General features: G+C 59.9%; 18 protein-coding genes, 2 rRNA genes and 1 pseudogene. 13 read left to right on the top strand and 8 right to left on the bottom strand.

Going from position 1 to position 20433, the window contains the following annotated elements; translation table 11 throughout:
- Window positions 1-92 precede the first annotated feature (92 nt).
- From BUS42_RS19300 to moaA, 4 genes are all read left to right on the top strand, one after another.
- Window positions 93-2902: ribosomal RNA gene (locus BUS42_RS19300) — 23S ribosomal RNA — on the top strand.
- 251 nt (window positions 2903-3153) lie between these two features.
- A 5S ribosomal RNA gene (gene rrf, locus BUS42_RS19295) occupies window positions 3154-3262 on the top strand.
- A gap of 247 nt (window positions 3263-3509) precedes the next feature.
- On the top strand, window positions 3510-3935 hold the full coding sequence (locus tag BUS42_RS19290) for a molybdenum cofactor biosynthesis protein MoaE (protein ID WP_074308840.1): 426 nt from the start codon (window positions 3510-3512) through the stop codon (window positions 3933-3935).
- A 224-nt stretch (window positions 3936-4159) separates the two neighbouring features.
- Window positions 4160-5161: a GTP 3',8-cyclase MoaA gene (moaA, locus tag BUS42_RS19285; RefSeq protein WP_074308839.1), complete on the top strand. Its 1002-nt coding sequence runs from the start codon at window positions 4160-4162 to the stop codon at window positions 5159-5161.
- Window positions 5162-5251: 90 nt separating this feature from the next.
- Here moaA and BUS42_RS19280 read toward each other — a convergent pair whose 3' ends face one another.
- Together BUS42_RS19280 and menC are read right to left on the bottom strand one after the other, a co-directional pair.
- Window positions 5252-5593 (bottom strand): hypothetical protein, encoded by a 342-nt coding sequence (locus tag BUS42_RS19280; protein ID WP_074311247.1) that lies wholly within the window; start codon window positions 5591-5593, stop codon window positions 5252-5254.
- Window positions 5594-5633: 40 nt separating this feature from the next.
- The gene (gene menC / locus BUS42_RS19275) at window positions 5634-6779 is read right to left on the bottom strand and encodes an o-succinylbenzoate synthase (RefSeq protein ID WP_074308837.1); all 1146 of its coding nucleotides are present in this window, start codon (window positions 6777-6779) and stop codon (window positions 5634-5636) included.
- Between the two features lie 386 nt (window positions 6780-7165).
- Here menC and BUS42_RS19270 point away from each other — a divergent pair, with 386 nt between their 5' ends.
- The 5 genes from BUS42_RS19270 (at window position 7166) to BUS42_RS19250 (ending at window position 10777) form a co-directional block, all read left to right on the top strand.
- Entirely contained in the window at window positions 7166-7600 is a 435-nt protein-coding gene (locus tag BUS42_RS19270) for a YkgJ family cysteine cluster protein (protein WP_083670336.1), read from the top strand.
- Entirely contained in the window at window positions 7597-8082 is a 486-nt protein-coding gene (locus BUS42_RS19265) for a hypothetical protein (RefSeq protein WP_074308835.1), read from the top strand. The genes BUS42_RS19270 and BUS42_RS19265 overlap by 4 nt, the downstream gene beginning before the upstream one ends.
- Before the next feature lie 182 nt (window positions 8083-8264).
- The gene (locus BUS42_RS19260) at window positions 8265-8663 is read left to right on the top strand and encodes an HU family DNA-binding protein (RefSeq protein WP_254053614.1); all 399 of its coding nucleotides are present in this window, start codon (window positions 8265-8267) and stop codon (window positions 8661-8663) included.
- 207 nt (window positions 8664-8870) lie between these two features.
- Entirely contained in the window at window positions 8871-9107 is a 237-nt protein-coding gene (locus tag BUS42_RS19255; protein ID WP_074308832.1) for a hypothetical protein, read from the top strand.
- A 476-nt stretch (window positions 9108-9583) separates the two neighbouring features.
- Window positions 9584-10777 (top strand): mandelate racemase/muconate lactonizing enzyme family protein, encoded by a 1194-nt coding sequence (locus BUS42_RS19250; protein WP_074311244.1) that lies wholly within the window; start codon window positions 9584-9586, stop codon window positions 10775-10777.
- A 76-nt stretch (window positions 10778-10853) separates the two neighbouring features.
- On the opposite strand, the pseudogene BUS42_RS46565 reads toward BUS42_RS19250, so the two are convergent.
- Window positions 10854-11402: pseudogene (locus BUS42_RS46565) on the bottom strand (exonuclease); the annotation flags it as partial.
- 326 nt (window positions 11403-11728) lie between these two features.
- Here BUS42_RS46565 and BUS42_RS19240 point away from each other — a divergent pair.
- Window positions 11729-12946, top strand: coding sequence for a serine hydrolase domain-containing protein (locus tag BUS42_RS19240; protein WP_143206381.1), 1218 nt, complete (start codon window positions 11729-11731; stop codon window positions 12944-12946).
- 271 nt (window positions 12947-13217) lie between these two features.
- Here the strand turns inward: BUS42_RS19240 and BUS42_RS46560 are convergent, their stop codons facing one another.
- Both BUS42_RS46560 and BUS42_RS46555 read right to left on the bottom strand, forming a co-directional pair.
- Complete coding sequence (locus tag BUS42_RS46560; protein ID WP_074308829.1) at window positions 13218-13565, bottom strand: ATP-binding protein; 348 nt, start codon at window positions 13563-13565, stop codon at window positions 13218-13220.
- On the bottom strand, window positions 13547-13756 hold the full coding sequence (locus BUS42_RS46555) for a PIN domain-containing protein (protein WP_410001714.1): 210 nt from the start codon (window positions 13754-13756) through the stop codon (window positions 13547-13549). Before BUS42_RS46555 ends, BUS42_RS46560 begins: the two co-directional genes overlap by 19 nt.
- Window positions 13757-13960: 204 nt before the next feature.
- Here BUS42_RS46555 and BUS42_RS19225 point away from each other — a divergent pair, with 204 nt between their 5' ends.
- The 3 genes from BUS42_RS19225 (at window position 13961) to BUS42_RS19215 (ending at window position 16734) form a co-directional block, all read left to right on the top strand.
- Window positions 13961-15325: an IS701 family transposase gene (locus BUS42_RS19225; RefSeq protein ID WP_074304624.1), complete on the top strand. Its 1365-nt coding sequence runs from the start codon at window positions 13961-13963 to the stop codon at window positions 15323-15325.
- Window positions 15326-15526: 201 nt separating this feature from the next.
- Window positions 15527-15772 (top strand): hypothetical protein, encoded by a 246-nt coding sequence (locus BUS42_RS44420; protein ID WP_074306014.1) that lies wholly within the window; start codon window positions 15527-15529, stop codon window positions 15770-15772.
- Window positions 15769-16734, top strand: a complete 966-nt coding sequence (locus tag BUS42_RS19215) for an ISAzo13 family transposase (RefSeq protein WP_074308826.1) — start codon at window positions 15769-15771, stop codon at window positions 16732-16734. Before BUS42_RS44420 ends, BUS42_RS19215 begins: the two co-directional genes overlap by 4 nt.
- Before the next feature lie 185 nt (window positions 16735-16919).
- Here BUS42_RS19215 and BUS42_RS19210 read toward each other — a convergent pair whose 3' ends face one another.
- The 3 genes from BUS42_RS19210 to BUS42_RS19195 all read right to left on the bottom strand — a co-directional run bounded on the left by BUS42_RS19210 (window position 16920) and on the right by BUS42_RS19195 (window position 20066).
- Entirely contained in the window at window positions 16920-17981 is a 1062-nt protein-coding gene (locus BUS42_RS19210) for a GNAT family protein (protein ID WP_074308824.1), read from the bottom strand.
- Between the two features lie 432 nt (window positions 17982-18413).
- A complete protein-coding gene (locus BUS42_RS42850) occupies window positions 18414-18707 on the bottom strand; it encodes a hypothetical protein (protein WP_143206379.1) in 294 nt (97 codons plus the stop codon).
- A gap of 669 nt (window positions 18708-19376) precedes the next feature.
- Entirely contained in the window at window positions 19377-20066 is a 690-nt protein-coding gene (locus BUS42_RS19195) for a hypothetical protein (RefSeq protein ID WP_074308822.1), read from the bottom strand.
- Between the last annotated feature and the right edge of the window lie 367 nt (window positions 20067-20433).

Below are 20433 nucleotides of genomic sequence, written 5' to 3'. Positions count from 1 at the left end.
GGCACTCGATCGAAGATTGAGATCGGGGACTGACCCCTCGCCAGTTCGGCAGCCGAGTTTCTTTCGGGAAACCGCGGCGTCCGGATCGGCGTGGTCAAGCTCCTAAGGGCACGGGGGGGATGCCTAGGCGTCATCAGAGAGACAGGCGTGGAAGGCTGCGATAAGTCCAGGGGAGTTGCCCAACGAACGTCGATCCTGGAATGCCTGTAGAGACCCGGGGAACTGAAACATCTCAGTACCCGGAGGAAAGGAAATCAACCGAGACTCCCTCAGTAGCGGCGAGCGAACGGGGATCAGCCTAAACCGAGTGGGACACCACTCGGGGTCGTGGGGCCGATAACATGGGATGAGTGAGCGTCAGCTGAAGTCTCCTGGAACGGAGCGCCAGAGCGGGTGATAGCCCCGTAAGCGACGATGCAACCTCCCCTCTTCGGTACCCGAGTAGGGTCGGGCACGTGAAACCCGGCCTGAATCGGCGGGGACCATCCCGCAAGGCTAAGCACTCGATGACGACCGATAGCGAACCCAGTAGGGCGACCGAACGGTGGGAAGAACCCCGATGAGGGGAGGAGACTGAACCTGAAACCCCGTGCCTACAAGCGGTGGGAGCGCGATGTCTCTTCGGAGACCGCGTGACCGCGTGCCTTTTGCATAATGATCCGGCGAGTTACTGTATCCGGCCCCAGGTTAACCCCTTCAGGGGGGGAGCCGTAGCGAAAGCGAGTCTTCATCGGGCGCCATAGTCGGGTGCAGTAGACGCGAAACCAGGTGAACTACCCATGGGCAGGTTGAAGCGACCCTAACCGGTCGTGGAGGACCGAACCCACCAGTGTTGAAAAACTGGGGGAGGACCCGTGGGGAGGAGTGAAAGTCTTATCAAACCTGGAGATAGCTCGTTCTCTCCGAAATGGCTTTAGGGCCAGCCTCGGGACATATCACGCGGGGGTAGAGCGACGGAATTCGGTAGGGGGGCTTCCCGCCTACCCTCCGAAACCCAACTCCGAATACCGCGTGACGGACCCCGGGAGTCAGAACGTGGGGGATAAGCTTCACGTTCAAAAGGGAAACAACCCAGACCGCCGACCAAGGCCCCCAAATCGACGCTCAGTGGCAAAGGAAGTGGGATCGCGGTGACAGCCGGGATGTTGGCTTAGAAGCAGCCATCATTTCAAAAGTGCGTAACAGCTTACCGGTCGAGCCATCCCGCGCCGAAAATGACGGGGACTAAGCGTCGTGCCGCAGTCGCGGATCAGGTCAAACTGATGGTAGGAGAGCGTCGCCCACCGCAACGAAGCAGAATGGAAACGATCTGTGGAGCGTGGGCGAGTGCGAATGCCGGAACGAGTAACGACAAGACAGGTGGGAAGCCTGTCCGCCGAAAGCACAAGGTTTCCTGGGGAAGGTCAATCCGCCCAGGGTCAGTCGGGACCTAAGGCGAGGCCCAAGGGCGTAGCCGATGGACAGACGGTTAATATTCCGCCACCCGATGGTAAGGTTGAACGACAGAGGACGCCGGTTTCAGTCAGGTCGGGGTGCTAGAATACCCCGTGCCGCAAGGCCGACAGCATTCGATCTGGAAGCCTGATGCCAAGCCGGCCACGAAAAGCCCTGTCGGGACGAACCATCCGGCCCGTACCGCAATCCGACACAGGTGTGCTAGGCGAGTATCCGAAGGCGTTCGGGAGAACCCTCGTGAAGGAACTCGGCAAAATGACCCCGTACCTTCGGTATAAGGGGTGCTCTCCGTAAGGAGAGCCGCAGAGAATCGGCTCTAGCGACTGTTTATCAAAAACACAGGACTCTGCCAACTCGCAAGAGGACGTATAGAGTCTGACGCCTGCTCGGTGTCGGTAGGTTAAGGGAGCCGATGAGGCGTAAGCTGAAGTTGGCGACCGAAGCCCCGATAAACGGCGGCCGTAACTATGACGGTCCTAAGGTAGCGAAGTTCCTTGTCGGGTAAGTTCCGACCTGCATGAATGGCGTAACGACTGGAGCACTGTCTCCACGAGGGACCCGGTGAAACTGTAGCCGTGGTGAAGATGCCACGTACCCGCGGTCAGACGGAAAGACCCCGTGAACCTTTACTGCAGGTTGGCATTGGGTCAGCGTCCTTTCTGTGTAGCATAGGTGGGAGGCCGTGATCCGGCGGCGCCAGCCGTCGGGGAGCCATCGGTGAAATACCACCCTGAAATGACTCTGATCCTCACCGGTCCGTAGCCCGGACCGGGACCATGCTCATCGGGCAGTTTGACTGGGGCGGTCTCCTCCCAAAGAGTAACGGAGGAGTGCAATGGTACCCTCGGCCAGGTCGGCAATCTGGCAACATGAGCGCAAACGTAGAAGGGTGCCTGACTGCGAGACCCATCAGTCGAGCAGGGACGAAAGTCGGCGTTAGTGATCCGGCGGTGCTGGATGGAAAGGCCGTCGCTCAACAGATAAAAGGTACTCCGGGGATAACAGGCTGATCTCCCCCGAGCGTCCATAGCGGCGGGGAGGTTTGGCACCTCGATGTCGGCTCATCGCATCCTGGGGCTGGAGAAGGTCCCAAGGGTTTGGCTGTTCGCCAATGAAAGCGGTACGCGAGCTGGGTTCAGACCGTCGTGAGACAGGTCGGTCCCTATCTGCCGTGGGCGTAGGAAACTTGCGAAGGGTCTCCCCTAGTACGAGAGGATTGGGGAGGACCGACCTCTGGTGTACCGGCTGTTCCGCTCGGGGCATCGCCGGGTAGCTAGGTCGGGAAAGGATAAGCGCTGAAGGCATCTAAGCGCGAAGCCCTCTTCAAGACGAGGTTTCCAGCACGCAAGTGCGAAGGCTCCTGGAAGACGACCAGGTCGATAGGCCGGGAGTGCACGGCGAGTGATCGCCGCAGCCGACCGGTCCTAACAGCCGATCGCTTGACCACCCCGATCCGTCCGCCGGCTCCCTTGATCGGGACTCGAATCGGACAGGAATCAGGGTTGCATCATTCACCGATCGCATTCGATCGATCACACGGCGACGGATCCCATCCAATACGGGGACCACGCGTCGTGAAGAGACTCGAAGACGGTTGGTCATGCCCATCGAAACGCGCGGTTTGAACTTGCGTGATGACCACACGAACCTGAACGACTGACACGTGCTCGGCAGGCTTGATCGCCTGCCGAGTGCTTTTCCGGCGAACATACTGACGGGGTCCCACCCGTTCCCATTCCGAACACGGCCGTTAAGCCCGTCAGGCCCATGATAGTGCCTTTGGCGCGAAAGTCGGTGATCGCCGGAATCCTTCAGCAACGCCCCGATCCTTCTTCATCGAAGGGTCGGGGCGTTTTTTATTGCGCTCTGGTTTGTGTGAAGCATTTCGCTCGCCCGTAAGGCGAGCGAATCCTTGAAGATGGGAAAAGACTGAGAGCTCATGCTCCACGCTTGCCTCAGAGAGTTTACTCGCCCCGAGTTGTGACCCGTTCTCCTCTGGCAATCATTGATGAACCGTCCCTGATCGTCATTCTCAAGACGCTGAGACCCATCCAATGATCGAGATTACCGAAGCCCCGATCGACCATGCCGCGTTGACCGAGCGAGTGCGCTCGAATCAGGCGGGCGCTGTCTGTTCCTTCCTGGGCACTGTTCGCGAGATGACCGGCGACCGCCAGACGATGGCGCTCGACTATGAGGCCTACCCGGAAATGGCCCTCAAAAAGCTGGGCGAGTTGGAAGCCGAGGCACGCCAGCGCTGGCCGATTCTTGACGTGGCGCTGGTGCACCGGGTCGGGCACCTCGGCCTGGGGGAGATCAGCGTGGTTGTCGCCGTCAGTTGCCCCCACCGCCACCAGGCATTCGACGCTTGCCGCTGGCTCATCGACACCTTGAAAGAGGTGGTCCCGATCTGGAAGAAGGAAGTCTGGGCCGATGGGAGCGAGGAATGGGTTCATCCTGGCCTCGGACCAAAGGCCTAAGCAAGGGAGGAGTGCCTGATCGGGGACTCGGCCTCGGCGACAAAACCAGAATGCATACGAGGTGCCCTTGGTCCCAGGGTAAGCATGCGTGGCGGAAACCGCTGGATTCGGCCCAAACCGCGCGGGGGGATCGGGAGAGCAGGGCGGCCCTCGGTTCTCTCGGAGGGATGCGCCGCGTATACTGCAGAGGGAAGTGGAGCACATCCCTTAATGCGACGGCAAGCATGACTTCAAACGACGGCCGGCTTATCGACTCCTTCGGCAGGGTTCACAATAACCTGCGGATCAGCGTCACGGACCGCTGCAATATCCGCTGCGTTTATTGCATGCCCGAAACGGTGGAGTTCATGCCTCGGGCGAGCCTGCTTTCCTTCGAGGAGATCGAGCGGTTCGTCCGGGTGGCGGTGAGTCTCGGGATCGACAAGATCCGGCTCACCGGAGGCGAGCCCTTGGTCCGCCGCGACTTGCCGCTCCTGGTCGATCGGATCGCCGCAATCCCGGGAATCAAGGACATCGGGCTGACAACGAACGGCTTATTGCTCGCTCCGATGGCACGCGAGCTCTGGGACGCTGGCCTGCGCCGGATTAATGTCAGCCTCGATACGATGGACCCTGCCAAGTTCCTCGAGCTGACCCGACGCACCGGCTTCGAACAGGTCATCGAAGGCATCCACGCCGCCAAGGCCGCCGGGTTTCACCCGGTCAAGATCAACGCAATCGCAATCAAAGGGGTGACCGAGCCCGACACGGTCCCCCTGGCGCTCTTCGCGCGCGAGCACGATCTGGAGCTTCGGTTCATCGAGTACATGCCGCTGGACGTGGCCAACCATTGGGAACGGGACAAGGTCCTGCTCGCGGCCGACATCCTCGACCTCTTGACCCAGGGGATCGGCCCGCTCAAGCCTGCCCCCAACCAGGACGAACGGGCTCCCGCCGTTGACTACGACTACGAAGATGGCAAAGGGCGGGTCGGTCTGATCGCCTCGGTGAGCCGCCCGTTCTGCATGAGCTGCAACCGGATCCGCCTGACCGCCGACGGCAAGCTGCGGAACTGCCTCTTCGCCTTGGAAGAGTCTGACATCCGCGCCTTGCTCCGCGGCAATGCGACTGACGCGGAGATCGCGCGGGTGCTCCTTGAGAGTGTCGCGGGGAAGTGGGAAGGGCATGAAATCAATACGTCGCGATTCATTAAGCCCGAACGTCTGATGCATTCGATCGGCGGCTGATCGGGAACGGTGTCCCTGGCTGGTGGACCACCGTGGTCATTCCTCACGGCCACGGCTAGCCAGCTTGTGGCTTCGGACAGGGGCCGCCGCTCAATCGTAGACGGGTTCGCGTTCTTGCTTCGCAAACGAGACCCCCCCCCGCGCCAGCCAAGCGTCCCGAAGGGTCAGGACGACCACCAGGAAGAGTCCCGTCCCCGCCCCCATCAAGAGACCGCTCACGACCCCGAGGCCGAAGCCGAATTCGGTTGGGTCGAAGTTGACCATGACGACTCCCCTCGGCTGGAGCGGCGGCGGGTGGAACTGCGGCGAGTGGAGCCAGGTCACGAATGAAGGGGCGAAGCGCCCGATGGTCGCGCCGACGACTCCCCCCGCGAACCCCGAAGCCACGGTGGAAGCCATCACGGCCACGATCGCCTGCGTCAGTCGAATCACGAGGTGTTCCTTTAAGGGATCTTCGACTTCGCCTTTGGCCTCATCCACTCGTTCGGGTGGTGAACTCCGACTGGCGGACCTGATAGCGTCTGACCTTGGCGTGGTCCATCTGATATCCCAGACCGGGGCGGGACGGGACGCTAAGGATTCCAGGAGCCGCCATCTCGAGATCAGGAGATACGTAGTCGTCGATGAACCAGCGGACGCTGGGGCCGATGTCCGTCGGATATCGACAATTGCCGAGCGCGGCGAGGTGAATGCCATGTGCTTGGCCGATACCCAGCTCGGGGGTCGTTCCCACCCAGCAGACGATCCCGTGCTGATAACAGAGATCGTGCATCGCGAGTGCGGGGCCGAGCCCCCCCACGCGCTGAATCTTGAGGCTGACGATCCGGCAGGCGGCCCTCTCAATCGCCTCGCCGACCAGCTCGAGTGAGCTCGCCGACTCGTCCAGGCAGATGGGCGTGGCGAGTTCCGCCTGCAGGGCCGCTGACCCCGTCAGGTCGTCGTCGGCCATCGGCTGCTCGATCATGAGCAGGTCGAACTCGTCGAGTTCGCGGAAGACGTCAAGGTTGGCGATCGTGTACGCCCCCCGCGCATCGACCATCAGCGGGATATCGCCGAAGTGCTGGCGGACGGCGTGGACCAGCTCGACGTCGCGGCCGGGTTCGATCTCGATCTTGAGCCGGCGATAGCCTTCGGCCAGGTGATTCTCAATGGCCTTGAGCATCTCGACCACGGTTGGATAAAGACCGACGGCCAGCCCCGCCTCGACCTTCAGGCCAAGTTGATCGCTCGAGGCCCCCAGCATCTCGGCCAATGGAGCGCGTCGCGCCTGGCCAAGTGCGTCCCAGCATGCGGTTTCTGCTCCCGCGATCGCCGAGGCATGGGCCGACTTCCAGGTCACGGCCAGGTCGCTGATCTCCTCGACGGTCGCGAACGACCGGCCGAGAAGGCGGGGCGCGATTCGATCGGCCAGGTCGGACCAGCACTCCTCAAGGGTATCGCTCGCCTCGCAGAGGGCCGCGGTGGTCGGGGAACACTCACCCAGCCCCAGACCGTCGCTGGTCTCGACAGTCACCAGGATCGCGTCCTTGATTGTCGCCTCGCCTCCCACCCCTCGGCACGATTCTTTGAACGGAATCTGCAGGTGGGTCAACGTCATTCGCTCAACGGGTCCGCTCATGATCCCTCCCTCGCCTGGCCCGGTCGGGTATTGTCCATCATAAGACGAACAGGCGTCGGTGACACAAACATTCTCAGACTCATTGTCCTTTAGCTCTGCGCGAATCCGCCGCAATCTTCGACTCGAGAGAAGAGCAGGGCGTCCGAAGCGGGATCTCCCCTCAATCAAACCGCGATCGAACCCCACGGATCGGATCGGATCGGTTCCGGAAGGACGGACCCGGTCGCGGCCTCATTATTGCGCGTTCAAGAGTTGGCTCGAGGTCCACAACTCTCGATTTCCCTACGACTTGGGATCGAACGGGTTGCCCCTCACGTGGGGCCTGGTTAGACTGAGACGAAGAGGTGGGACTCGTCGGAGGCCCGCCCGCTCTTTTTTCGGAACGTATGATGAGCTCAACGGATACGGATCAAGACTCGACCTGGTACGGCGACGGACTGTCGTTCGAGTGTACGCGTTGTGGCGCCTGCTGCACGGGGGCTCCTGGCTACGTCTGGGTGATTGCCGAGGAGATCGCTCGACTCGCGGCCTTTCGCGGCGAGACGGTTGACCAATTCTCCAAGCAATACGTGCGCCGGGTGGGCCAGCGGTACAGCCTGATCGAAAAGCCCGGTGGCGATTGCGTTTTCTGGGACAAAGCCAGTGGTTGCACGGTCTACTCCGCGCGACCGGTCCAGTGCCAGACCTGGCCATTCTGGCCCGAGAATCTTGAGACCCCCGAGGATTGGGACGGGGTCAAGTCGGTCTGTCCCGGCTCGGGGCGAGGACAATTATTCAGCCTCGAGGAGATCCAGGCGTCGGCCGCCCGAGTCCACTCATGAGCTTTCAGACTGATCCCGTCGAACTCGAGGTGGACGCATTTCGTGGCGCCCTGCTCGCCATTTATGCGGATCTTGACGCCGAGGTGGCTCGACGGGCGCCGGTCTGTCAGCTCAGTGGCCGTTGTTGCCGTTTCAAGGAGTACGACCACACGCTCTTTCTCTCGGCCCCCGAGTTGAGCGTGCTCCTCGCCGATGCCCCCGCACCGTCTCGCCCCCTCGACCAGGGGTTAACCTGCCCCTGGCAGGACGCTCAAGGACGCTGCACCGCCAGGGAAGCGCGGCCCTTGGGCTGTCGTGTCTACTTTTGCGACCCCAATTACGAGGGCCAGGCCGCGGATCTGAGCGAAACCTTCCTCGCTCGCCTCAAACGGCTGGCCGAAGACTTCGGATTGCCCTGGGATTACGCTCCCTTGCATCATCATTTGCGTGCCGCGTGGTCGCAACGCGCTCAGCCGGAACCCGGCCCCACCGAATCCTCATGACCGTGGAGCTTGCATCGACCCAGCCTGCCTTCCTTTCGTGGATGGCGGAAAAGTTCACGCCGCGCACCCTCGGCCCAGGACCTTGCCAACGATTTTAACTTGACATTACTCCAAGCCACCAATACAGTTGAGCCAATCAGCCAGCGTAAATGAATTGGCTTTCCCGCAGGGAGATCGTCATCGTGACCAAGAAAGAAATCGTCAAGAAGATCTCTGAAGATATCGGGCTGACCCAGCTCAAGACGAAAGATATCGTCCAGCGAACCCTTGACGCAATCATCCATACCTTGGTTTCCGAGGGGCGGATCGAACTGCGAAACTTCGGTGTTTTCGAGGTCAAGCAACGGGCGCCTCGGAAGGCGAGAAACCCTCGGACCGGGGACAAGGTTTTCGTGCCTTCGAAGAACGTGGTGACGTTTAAACCGGGCAAAGAGATGGAAGAATTGGTCCGAAAGATGAATCCGGCAAATCTTCCCTTATTGGAAGAGGACTCGGATGCCGATGAAGAAGGCAACGGACCTGTTGAGACGGCCACCGAATCTCGGGCAGAATCGCCCGCCGGGGCCGACGCCTTGGAATGAGGCAAGTCTCCCCTGCGACTCCCGCTTGGATCGCCGGAGACGTTGCCGGCCCGGCTGACGACGAGGTCCGAATCGTCGAGAACGGAATCGTAGGCTCGCGCGGCGACTTGGGATGAGTCGAAGCGCGCGTCCCCCGGGTTGGAGCCACGCGATGGAACGCGCGGCTGGACCGATCCGTGCGGTCACCGAAGGCGGGAGGATCCCCAAATGCGGAAACCTTTGGCGGCCATGATGCTCGTGGTCGCGGCTCTCGTCGTGATGAGCGAGGGTTGTGCCCCGTTCCCCTTGCCGCACTATGCGGCCTATAAGCCCAGACGAGCGGAAGAGTTGCTCGTCGACTCGGAAAACCTCCGGATGGCCGGCGACGAATGGGAACGCTTCTGGTTCCTCGATCAGCCGTCGCACATGACGCCCTTCCGGACCCATGGCGGCCTCGGTCCCTGATCGTGCCGTCCCCCCCTTCGAATATCGCGATGGCTGTCCACGGCCGGGCTGGGTCACAAACCCACCTCGGCCGTTTTTTTATGCATCCTTCGGCCGCGTCTCCGAGGGAACCCGAATCGCTTGCACGCTGGGCCCAACTCAGTCCAGGGGGCTCCGCGCCCTCCTGGCACGACGCGAGTGCTTGATTTCAGGGGGAGAGATACCGGCTTAAAAACGAATCGACCGCGGCAATGTCACGCGCAAAGGTCGTGCGGGTGGGCCGGCTGATGCTCGACGCCCGGGTTCCTCGCTCCACCATTTGCGAGTCGAGGGTCAAGGCGTACGATACAAGGGCAGGGCACGCCGCTCGCTTCCAAAAAATCGTCGCAACCGTCTGGATGGGAACGATTTTGGAGGTGTCCGGCGCGTCCGATGATGAGCGGCGAGCCGAAGTCGATCCAGATCGCGAGACGAGAGGCCCGAGGAACTGTTCCCCCATGAAGATCGTTGCCATCCGGACCGCGATCGTCCCGCTCGGATTCCGAAACGCCGTTTTGACTCGGATCGAGACCGACACTGGACTCGCCGGCGTTTCGGAGGTCGTCCTGAAACGTGCCAGCGGCACTGTGGCCGCGCATCTGGCCGACCTGTCCCCTGGTGTGATCGGTCAGGATCCGCGACGGATCGAGCATCTGGCGGAAACCCTCTACCGCGACAGCTTTTGGGTGGGCGGACCCCTGCACGCCACCGCCCTGTCGGCGATCGACATCGCACTCTGGGACCTGAAGGGCAAAGCCCTCGGTGTCCCGATCCACGAGTTGTTCGGGGGGCCGACGCGGGACGAGGTCCCCGTCTACGTCCACTGTCCGGCCGGCCCCGACCCGGCGTCGTTCGCCCAAGCGGCCAGGCGCTGTGTCGACCGCGGCGATCGGGCCTTGAAGGTTACCCTTCCCCTCTTCTATGGCGCCGAGCCACCGGATTGGGACGTCGACCGACCGCTCGGCTACTCGGGCAGCCCAGGCGCGATTGCGCGGACCTTGAAGGAGACCGAGCATCTCCCCACCGCGGTTTTCGACCGGATTGCCGCCTTCTTCGAAGCCGCGCGGCAGGCGGTCGGCCCTGAGATCGAACTGGCCGTCGATTGCCATGGCCGGTTCAATGTCGCCAATGCCAAACGGCTCTGCGATGCGCTCGCCCCGTTCCGCCTGATGTTCATCGAAGAGCCGGTTCCCCCGGAAAACCCCGAAGCGCTCGCCGAAGTCACGCGGGCGTCGCGCACCCCGATCGCGGCTGGCGAGCGGTGGGCGACGATCCATGGGGTCTTACCGTTCCTGAAAGCCGGCGCCGTCCACTTGCTTCAGCCCGACGTGGTCAACTGCGGCGGCCTGACCCAGGCACGAAAGATCGCCGCCCTGGCCGAAGCCTATGGCATCGGCCTGGCTCCCCACAACCCGAACGGCCCCCTGGCCACGGCCGCCTCGGTCCAACTGGCCGCCTCGATCCCGAACCTCACGATGCTCGAAACCATCGGCGGCCCCGAGGATGAAGCCCTGAACCGCTCCATCGTCCGCGACCCGATTTGCGCGGCGCAAGGCCGGCTCCCGGTCCCCCAAGGCCCGGGCCTGGGCCTCGAGCTTCTCGGATCGGTCTGGGACGATCGCCCCTATCGCGAATTCCAGGGGTGGCGATAATCACCGCCGGTTCGCTTGCTTCGTGGCGGAACATGCCGATGACATTATGAATCGCGCAGCTTTTTGATTCTCCGATTCTCCGATTCTCCGCGAGGATATTGCAGAACAAGGCGCCTTGCTCGATCGCGTCGTCCAGGGCTTGATGGGTGTGCGGGAGCTTGTCAAACCAGGCCTTCGGCATCTTTCGCTTCACGGTCTCCCGCCAAGGGGTGCCGAGCGTTGCCATGGCAAAGCTCTTGATATCCAAGGCCGAGAACGAGAAGGGAGACTCTCCTGTGAATCGAATCAGATACCAATAGACGAACAAAAAATCAAATCCCGCAGGATACCCCACGAACACCGGCTTGCCCGGCAGTGTTTTCAGCCAAGCGACGTAAGCGCTCATCGCTTCACCAGGGTCTTGTAAGTCCTTGCGGCACTCTGCCCAAGCCTCGGGCTGAGTCTCCCACCACGCCATCGTTTTCGGATGCGCCGAAGCGCCAGCCAGGGTGTGCAAGTTGGCCGCGAAGGTGCCGACAAGTTGTTTCTCCGCCGTGTAGGCGGCCGAGCCGAAACTCAGCATCGAGTGCGGACCAGGGATTGGGCCATCGGTCTCAATGTCGGTGCTGACATAGATTTCTTCCATGGATGGCAATTATTCCAGGGTTTCTCCTTCACGGCAACACCGAACGACCGTCCGCGGAACGGTGGGGCTTCCCTTGTGCTGGAACCGCCGCGTTCTGGGGCAGGGGGGAGGATCTTTTCTTTCGCTCCAATCCCGTGGCATGCCGTTTTTTTGCTCAATGCCATACCGTTTGACATGGGTTAAGAGGTTGCGTTTGAAGAAACGACATGAGTTAATGTTATCTATGGCTACGGCTCAATACCGCGGTCCCGCTAGCCGAGGTATATTAGAGAAATCGCCGACGCATTTCGCTCGAGCGTCCTAGCCATGCACGGGGAGTTTCATCGTTGAGCCAGTCAAGCCAGCAGGGTTCTTCCCGGAGAAAACTGTCTCCCGCCTGTGAAGCCCTTGAGTCGCGTGAGTTGCTCACAACGGCCGCCCTGTCCGCCGGCCACGGGGCGTTGCCGCACGTGATGGTCGCGAATTTCCACGCCGCTGATCGTGCTCACCACGCTGCGCCCCTGCAAATCGCGGCCAGCCCGACGACTCGGACAACTGCCCTCAATCAGGCCCTGCAACGGGTCATGAGCGAGTTCCACATCCCGGGAGCGGTGGTCGGGGTCCAGACCCCCGGCAGGCCGCTCTGGATGACCGCACAGGGGTTCTCCGACGTCGCCAGCGGCACTCCGATGTCCCTCCGGGACCGGTTCCAGATTCGCAGCGTCACCAAATCCTTCACGGTAACCCTGGTCCTCCAGCTCGCCCGCGCGCACCGGCTCTCGCTGTCCGATCCCATCGGTAAGTTCGTGCCGTGCATCCCCAACGGCGACCAGATCACCCTCGCCCAGCTCGCCGGTATGACAAGCGGCGTGAAGAACTACACGAAAGTCAAGGCTTTCGGGGACGCATTCAGCGCCGACATCGGTCGCCAGTGGACGAATTCAGAACTTGTGAATCTGGCGATTCCCGAATCACCGGTCTTCGCCCCAGGGGCTCAGTACGACTACAGCAACACAAACACGCTGCTCCTCGGGATGGCCGTGGAACAGGTGACGGGACGTCCGATTGCCCAAACCTATCGGACCAGGTTATTCCGCCCCCTCGGCCTGTCGCACACGACATTCCCCACCGGTTTCTCGTTCGCCACTCCGCAGCCGACACCTTATGAGGTCGATTCGGATACGGGTGAGCCGGAGGCCCTGCCGGAATCGAACCTCTCGGCATTGGGCGCCGCCGGCGCAATCGTATCGACGCTCCCGGACATGATTCGCTGGGGCAGAGCCTTGGGAACGGGACGGCTGATCGGCTCCGAATTGTTACGACTCCGCGAGCAAACGTCACGTCCGGCCACCAACGGCCCCGAGTACGACCGCTACGGCCTGGGCATCGGCCAGCTCAACGGCTGGTGGGGGCACACCGGCGAGGGGTTCGGCTTCCAGGCCGCCACGATGTACGATCCCGCGACCCGTTCGGTCATCGCCGTGGCGCTCAATTCGAGCCAATCGGAGAACGTCGCGACCCAGATCTTCAAGGCGCTCGCTGCCGTGGTGCGTCCGGGGCGGTGAGTTTCAGGAATGGAATAACGCAGGCGTCGTCGATGGTGTAGAAATCGGCGTGTGGTTGTTCACGGTCTGGGATTGAAAGTTGCCGAGAGACGACACATAACGAATGCGCTGCCCATCCCGATGAACTCTGGTCCCAGGTGCCGCCCGAAGCTCAAGCGGCCCTCGCAGCCTTGTTTCTCGGGATGCAGCAGCGGATTCTTCACCACTGGTATCGGGCACGCGACGGAACTCTGGATTGGGCCATGAACGCCTAAAACGTACCCACCTGATCCTATATAATGGCCACTCTGGGCAAGGGTGGCAAGATTGTCCTTCCGCGTCCTTCCGCGTCCTTCCGTTCCTTCTTGGCTTTCATCGAGTCCCGAAAGCGACAACTTTCTCCGTTCAACTCGAAAATGTGACAATGGTGTGTCAGACGGTCCAAGAGCGCCGTCATCCGCTCTCCCTGGAACACCGGATTCCAGTCGCCGAAGGCCAAGCTCCTGTGGAACCGGAGCCCGGGGACGTACAACCTGGACGTGGAAGGAACGTCCGGCGTTGTGCGGATGGTGGAGGACCGGGGAATGGAGCGGATGGGGAGCCTTATTAACCTTCGAGCGATCAGGCAGAAGGGGTCCACAGTTTGACATGACGGTAGGGGGTAATTTTTTCGTCGACGGTCATCAAGGGAAGATTCTCTACACGTGAAGTTGCTATGATTATCTGATCCATGGGGTCTTTGTTGGTCTCATTGTACCTATCGGGTAAGTTCGTAGCCTCCAGGCTGATATCGGGGGACAGGGGAATGACCACAAGTCCCTGCAACCGCACTGCCAGCTTTATCCACACGTTAATTGGGCAATCCAGGACAATTGTGCGAAGGCTTAGTTCAAGTTTCGCACTTCTCCCAAATGTCAAATTCCGACTTGTAGATTCAATAGGGCTCCAAAAAAAAACGTCGGCGTCTCTGTCAGTTTTTGGCAAATTGTTTGGGCCTTACACCGAACAATTTCCCCTGACACAGGACGCCGACCCATGGAACTTACACCCTCCTTCCTCCTCTTGCTACAGCAATTCACACCCGTCTTCACCAATCCCTCCTTCCACACCTTCACCTTGATCGCCTCCGGCTGGATCCTCTCGAATCGCCACCGCTATATTACCGAACTCATCTTCTCCAGCGGCCAGGTTGGCATCGGACATTGGTCACGCTTCCATCGCTTCTTCAGCCATGCCGCTTGGGACCTCGATCACTTCTCGATGTCCCTGGCCAAGCTTGTCGTCTCCATCCTCGCACCGGGCGCCACTTTTTACTGGGCCGTCGACGACACCCTCTGCCGAAAACGCGGACTCACCCTCTACGGCGCCGGCATGCACTACGACCCACTCATCTCCAGTCGAGCCAAAGCTCTCGTCAGTTGGGGACACGACTGGGTCGTCCTCTGCCTGATCGTCGTCCACCCGTTCTGGGCACCGACCAAAGTCTTTGCCTTGCCCATCGCCATGCGGCTCTATGTCAACCGCCAAGGCTTAACCAAGGGCAAAAAGAACCAGAAAAAGAAAAAGGCAAAGCCCGATCCCAATCATCGCACCCGCCCCGAACTCGCGATGGAATTGATCCACTTGGCGGCGGACTGGTTCCCCGACGACGAGATCGTCATCACCGGCGACAGCGCCTATGGGGGCCAGAGCATCCTCGGCCAACTTCCGCCCACGGTCCATCTCATTAGCCATGTCCATCCCAAGGGGGCCCTCTATGAGCCAGCGCCTCCCAAGGAGGAGAAATCCAAAGGGGCGCCCCGCAAGAAAGGCCAGCGCCTCCCCGGCATGAAGGAGTGGGCCGAGGATGCGAATCAACCCTGGACCCCACACGACTTTGACCAGTTCGGGCTCCATGCCAGCTTGGCGGTCAAGACGATCCAGGCCCTCTACTACAAGGCCGGCAAGGACCGACTCCTGACGATCGTCTTGGTGCGTGACCTCCAGGGGAAACGTCCCGATCAGATGTTCTACTGCACCAAGCTCGATTGGACCGTCCCGCAGATTCTCTCGGCCTACTCGTACCGTTGGGCAATCGAATGTACTTTTGAAAATACCAAGCAACTTCTCGGCCTCGAGGATCCCGCCAATCGCCTCCCCAAGGCCATCGAGCGAACCGCGCCGATGGCGTTGTTTCTCTACAGCTTGGTGGTGGTTTGGTTCCACCAGACCGGTCATCGATTTCTTCGTTTTCCGGTCCGCCCGTGGTATCCGAAGAAGCAAGAGGCCTCGTTTGCCGACCTGCTGACGACCTTGAGGCGGGTCAGCTATGAGGAGAAAACCGAGGGAGCGCTATCCAACCGGTATGACCTAAAAGCCTGGATTGCGCAGCTCACCGAGTTTCTCAGCCGCGCGGGCTGAGCCGACATCGGCCGGAGATTTCGGCCCTCACTCGCACTTGATCAAGGGGTCGCCGGGGTCGATAACAGGCCTCGGGCCGCTCCCGATCCGTCCCTGTTTATGCGAAACTTGAACTTAGGAATAGGCAGGGAATAACTTCCGTGGTTGGCATCGGTTAGGATGTCAGACCAGATGTTTGGAGGGAGTATACGGGAGGGTCACATGGAAGCCTACACACCGACAGTCCAACGGATGATGAAACGGCTCTTCGGCTCGTTGAAAGAGAACGACCGGCGGCGGTATGCGGCGATCGAGGCCGCGAAGTTGGGGCACGGCGGGGTCGAGTACATCGCGGGTGTCCTGGAGTGTGATCCGAAGACGATCCGGTTGGGCCTCGGGGAGTTGGAAGGCGAGGACGACCTGGACACGGGCCGCACTCGCAAAAAAGGGGCGGCCGGAAACGGTTGATCGAGGTCGACCTGGCCGTCGAAGTGAAGTTTCACAAGGTCCTTGAGGATCACACCGCGGGCGACCCGATGCGACTCGAAGTGAAATGGACCAACTTGTCGCGGCGCCAGATCGCCAAGCGGATGGAGGAATTGGGGACACGCGTCAGTCGCGACATCGTCTCGAAGTTGCTCCGGAAGCATGGTTACCGCAGGCGGAAGGCGGTGAAGAAGAAGACGATGGGGCCGCGCCACCCGGATCGCAATGCCCAGTTCGAGAATATCTCCCGTCTCAAGAAGAGGTACTTGAAGGCCGGCTTGCCGGTAATCAGCATCGACACGAAGAAGAAGGAATTGCTGGGCGATTTCCAACGCGACGGGGTGGTCGATACTCAAGAAACGATCGTGGTCAACGACCATGACTTCGGGAGTATGGGCTCCGGTACTGTGATCCCGCACGGGATCTACGACGTGGGGCGGAACCTTGGATTCGTCCACCTCAACACCAGCCACGACACCAGCGAACTGGCCTGTGACAGCATCGCGGCTTGGTGGGAATATCACGGTCGGTCGGCCTATCCCGGGGCAAAGAAACTTCTGGTGCTGTGCGACGGCGGAGGTAGCAATAGTGCGTCGAGATATGTATTCAAGGAGCAACTTCAGAAGTTGGCGAATCGGCTGGGCATCGAGATCCGAATCGCCCATTACCCGCCGTACTGCTCGAAGTACAACCCGATCGAGCACCGCCTCTTCCCGCACGTGACGCGGGCCTGCCGCGGGGTGATCTTTCGAACGTTGGGGACGGTCCAGTACTACATCTCCAAGACCGAGACTGCCACGGGCTTGAAGGTGGCAGTGCGAATCCTTGAGAAGGTGTATCAGACCGGCATGAAGTGCGCCGAGGGATTCAAGAAGGGCATGAAAATTGTCTTCGACAAATTCCTGCCCAAATGGAACTACCGGGCTCTCCCCAAACCAGCATGAAAACGGGAAGTTATTCCCGGCCTATTCCTTAGATCCCGCCGGGACTCCACCTCGACCTTCTTGGCCACCTCCCAGCAGGAGATCGCGCTAATTCCAACCCCGTCACGTGAGTTTACGATCGCTTCAAGATAAGGTTGAGGCAGCCTTAAATCGCCATTCGCCCACCAAAGCCATATGTGTGTGTGTCAATTAGAATCAAGTATTGCCTCCCATTCGTCAGGCGAGAGGGCGGCACTGAAGGGATCCTCGTATTTCGTGATTAATCCTCGCAAGCTCCCGAGCGGGACTTCTTCGTCTGCTGGGCGCGGGGGATCAGCCGGCGGATCGGGAATTCTCACCAATGGGAAGGCAACAGGATTACCTGAGACGGCCTTATAAGCCGCCCATCGGACGCCGCTACGTCGGACGCTCAAGCCCAATTTTTCCAGTATCGCGGTAAGCCCCGCGCGATTCGCCTCGCTCGCGTCTACGTATGGGATCCAAGCTCGGATGCGGCGATTCTGGACCTCCGCGAGTTCCAGAATTTTGCCAGCCAGCATTACCCCAAAACCGCATCGGCGGAATTGCGGCTTGACGAAGAATTCTTCGATATCCAGGAGCCCCTCACGCTGGACGATAAAGCTCCAGGCGATCCTCTCGTCCTGGCTTGGATCGTACACCTCGAATCCGAAGAGCCGATCGCCAAGCGGGTTCGGCACTTCCCAGGAGTTTACCGTGATCCCTCCCGGACCAGGTTTGAGGTCTGGTTTGGATTCGTCAACCGCCCACGACTCGATCATAAAGCGGTCGAAGAACGCGAAGGGCATGTCGCCAAGCGAATGATAGCCCCAATTTGGCCACGAATTTGCGATGACGAAGAAGCGATTCGCCTCACTAAGCCCCATGATCGGCACACTGTGGGAGCCGAGGATGGGCTCGCTCGGGTCCGGAATCTCGATTCGACCAAAGGGAGCATCGACGAATTGCTGGGTGTATTCGACTGCCACCTTCAACTCAAGATGCCTCGCGTCGCGCGGGATCGGCTCACCTTCCCGAATCATTTTTAGAAAGTCAGGATTTCCCCTGGCGATTTTGCGAGCGTCCTTTGATCCTCGCACACGCAGGTAGTGGTGGACTCGGCCCGCCTTCGCCTTAGCATCGATCTCGGAAGGGATTGGGGCAAAGAAAATCTTCCCCTCAACGTTCTCGGGATAGTCTCTCTCGGAAACCTGCCCCCAGCCGAATTGAGTCCGGCAATAGGTCGTCATCCAAGTTCCGTACCGCGAACCTCGCCGCAAGCTTTCCTCCAGATGGCGGGATCGCACGTAGTTATAGCGAACGCTGACGGACATCGCTTTCAGCCTTTCGATGAGATCTTCAAGCTTTCTATTCTAACCAGCGGATGAGCCGCATGCGAGGAAAAGGCATAAACCCCTTCGACAGACCGCAAATCCGATGAGGGAACAACGGATTGTTGTGTATATGAGTAATTTTAAAAACTGTAAATGAGTGTAATTGTTTGCGTGTCGAAATTTCCTCAGTTCAAAGGCACGCTCTCCCAGGTCGACGATACAGACCTCCCCTGGGTCGGCTGCTAAACGTGGCACGCCAAGCAGGATCAGGACGGAAGGCGATAGGTTCAGCCCCAACGAGTGTGATGAATCCTGGCAGAGGCGGAATCCTTATCATGCACGGCCTCATCATTGGACGCCAAACCCGGCGAGATGGGGGACCACAGGAATCGGGAGCGAACGCTCGACAATCGACGCCGGAATCTCCGGGTGTGCGTGAACGCCCAGAACCAACAAAACCGAGCGGCCCAGCCCGGCACCTCCCGATTCAAATGCGTCCCATGGAACAGCCAGAAGCGATGCTGGAAGGTCGCCTTCCGGTGCAATGGGCAATTCCATATCGTGGGATATTTCGCCGACGAGGTTGAGGCGACCCGAGCCTACGATGCCGCCATCCTTCCACTGGCGGGCGAATTCGCCCAACTCAACTTCCCAGTCGCGGCCTGACCGAGGATTACCGGCCCGACTCGCTCTTGATCGATTCCGCCGATCCGGGCAAAATCCCGGCTCGCGACTCCCATCGACGAACGCCGAATTCGGGCGACAAAAATTCCCGAAAACCATGCAGATTTCGGCAAGTAATCAAAAAAACGCAAACGATTGAACGTCGTAAATCTGGCATCTGGGGCGACTTATGAAAAACGTCGGCATCGGCATCGTCGGAATCGGGTTCATGGGGATGAATTGCACCCGTATTCCATTCTTTGCGCCGACGACGCCACAAGTTCAATCTGGCTAATGATTTGCAATTCCACTAAAACCATTCCTTGCGCTCATGAAACGCCACCCGCGCAAAGAATAGCGCAAAGAATGGGGTGGAAAGCCTGCTATTCTCCGAGTGCTTGCCTGATAGTCAGCTCTTCACTTCCAGAAATCTTCGATTTAGAATTCAACTTGCGCCAAAGCGTGAATTAATCCCACCCAAGCAAACGGGCGAGCTTGGATTGCCCGCCCGTTCCGCGTTCATCGTTGAGCACATCGCAGATGGCCCGCAGGTCGCGGGGGGCATCTCGCTTCCGCTGGATAGTCGTTTGAGTCACCAAGTAGCGGCAGGCATCATTGACTGCGCCCCGCATTCACACGCTCGATGCGTTACTTGGGCGGCTTTGGAGCCTCAATAAACTGCAAGAACTGCTGTGCAAAGGGAACTACGATCGGCAGGTCTCGCTGTTGAAAAGATGGCCCCGACGTCTCACCGTGCCAGTTGAGAAGCTCGCGTCGGCACAAGTCACTGACGATGATCTTAGGTACAGCATCTTCTTTGGGTAATTCGGGAACACGTTCCAAAGCAATGTTGGCGAGTCCTTGGACGCTATCCGTCCAGAACTCGTCACGTTTTAGTGATCGCTGGTGTTCGTACAAAGTCTTCAGGATGCGAATGTGATCGACGGTGAACGCGTCCACAAGGTTGAGGAACATTTCGCGTTTCGTGTCGCCAGGTGATCGGCCAGCCGCCGTGTTAAGGACTGCGTTGCGGAGCGCCTCCAGCTTCTCCTTTCGGTGGTTACGAATTGCAATCGTCGACGCCTGCGTAACCGTGCTGATGAACTCCTCGTTGGTCCCCAAATCCTCGACCTTCAAGAAACCAGCCGCTTCGAGCTCTACAAGCCGATCCGCCATCTGCTGGACCCATTCGTCCCGTCGATTCTGGAGCGGCGGTGCTATGACGGCGTTGAACAGTTCAAGGGCAGGGCCACCGACAAGAGGAACAGCGGAGATGGCTGCTCGTGCAGCCAAATGGGCATGATCCTTCCAAGTTGGCTCGGGAAGTTTGTCCGCCATTTCCTATTTTCCTTTGGTTGAAAGCAAACAGACGGGCTGAAACTCTAGACTTCAAGACGCACGATCATTATATGTGGACGAGGTCTTATTGGTCCATCCTTCTCCGGCAGCCCACCTTGCACTTGACGCACCGGCAACTCGCTTCGATCGACCAAATGGCGCGTGTCCGGTCTGCCGCCGGGTATACGCTCGTCAGATCAGATACCGGCATCGAAACTCTCTATCAGCACTTCACGAATCGGCACCGCACGGCAAGCATCACAGGTCTAGCGTGTGTCATCCCGCCGGTTGAGCCGCCGCGCCTGACACCAGCCCGCCATTTCTTTGAATTTCTTTCGAATACCGCAACTTAGTGCTTGCATGCACG

The organism is Singulisphaera sp. GP187, assembly GCF_900129635.1.
Lineage (GTDB): Bacteria > Planctomycetota > Planctomycetia > Isosphaerales > Isosphaeraceae > Singulisphaera.
This window is presented reverse-complemented; position numbering and strand designations above follow the sequence as displayed.

Coding starts and splice junctions, on each gene's coding strand:
- BUS42_RS19290 (WP_074308840.1), top strand. CDS start 3,510: ATGATCGAGATTACCGAAGCCCCGATCGACCATGCCGCGTTGACCGAG.
- moaA (WP_074308839.1), top strand. CDS start 4,160: ATGACTTCAAACGACGGCCGGCTTATCGACTCCTTCGGCAGGGTTCAC.
- menC (WP_074308837.1), bottom strand. CDS start 6,779: ATGAGCGGACCCGTTGAGCGAATGACGTTGACCCACCTGCAGATTCCG.
- BUS42_RS19270 (WP_083670336.1), top strand. CDS start 7,166: ATGATGAGCTCAACGGATACGGATCAAGACTCGACCTGGTACGGCGAC.
- BUS42_RS19265 (WP_074308835.1), top strand. CDS start 7,597: ATGAGCTTTCAGACTGATCCCGTCGAACTCGAGGTGGACGCATTTCGT.
- BUS42_RS19255 (WP_074308832.1), top strand. CDS start 8,871: ATGCGGAAACCTTTGGCGGCCATGATGCTCGTGGTCGCGGCTCTCGTC.
- BUS42_RS19250 (WP_074311244.1), top strand. CDS start 9,584: ATGAAGATCGTTGCCATCCGGACCGCGATCGTCCCGCTCGGATTCCGA.
- BUS42_RS19225 (WP_074304624.1), top strand. CDS start 13,961: ATGGAACTTACACCCTCCTTCCTCCTCTTGCTACAGCAATTCACACCC.
- BUS42_RS44420 (WP_074306014.1), top strand. CDS start 15,527: ATGGAAGCCTACACACCGACAGTCCAACGGATGATGAAACGGCTCTTC.
- BUS42_RS19210 (WP_074308824.1), bottom strand. CDS start 17,981: ATGACGACCTATTGCCGGACTCAATTCGGCTGGGGGCAGGTTTCCGAG.
- BUS42_RS19195 (WP_074308822.1), bottom strand. CDS start 20,066: ATGGCGGACAAACTTCCCGAGCCAACTTGGAAGGATCATGCCCATTTG.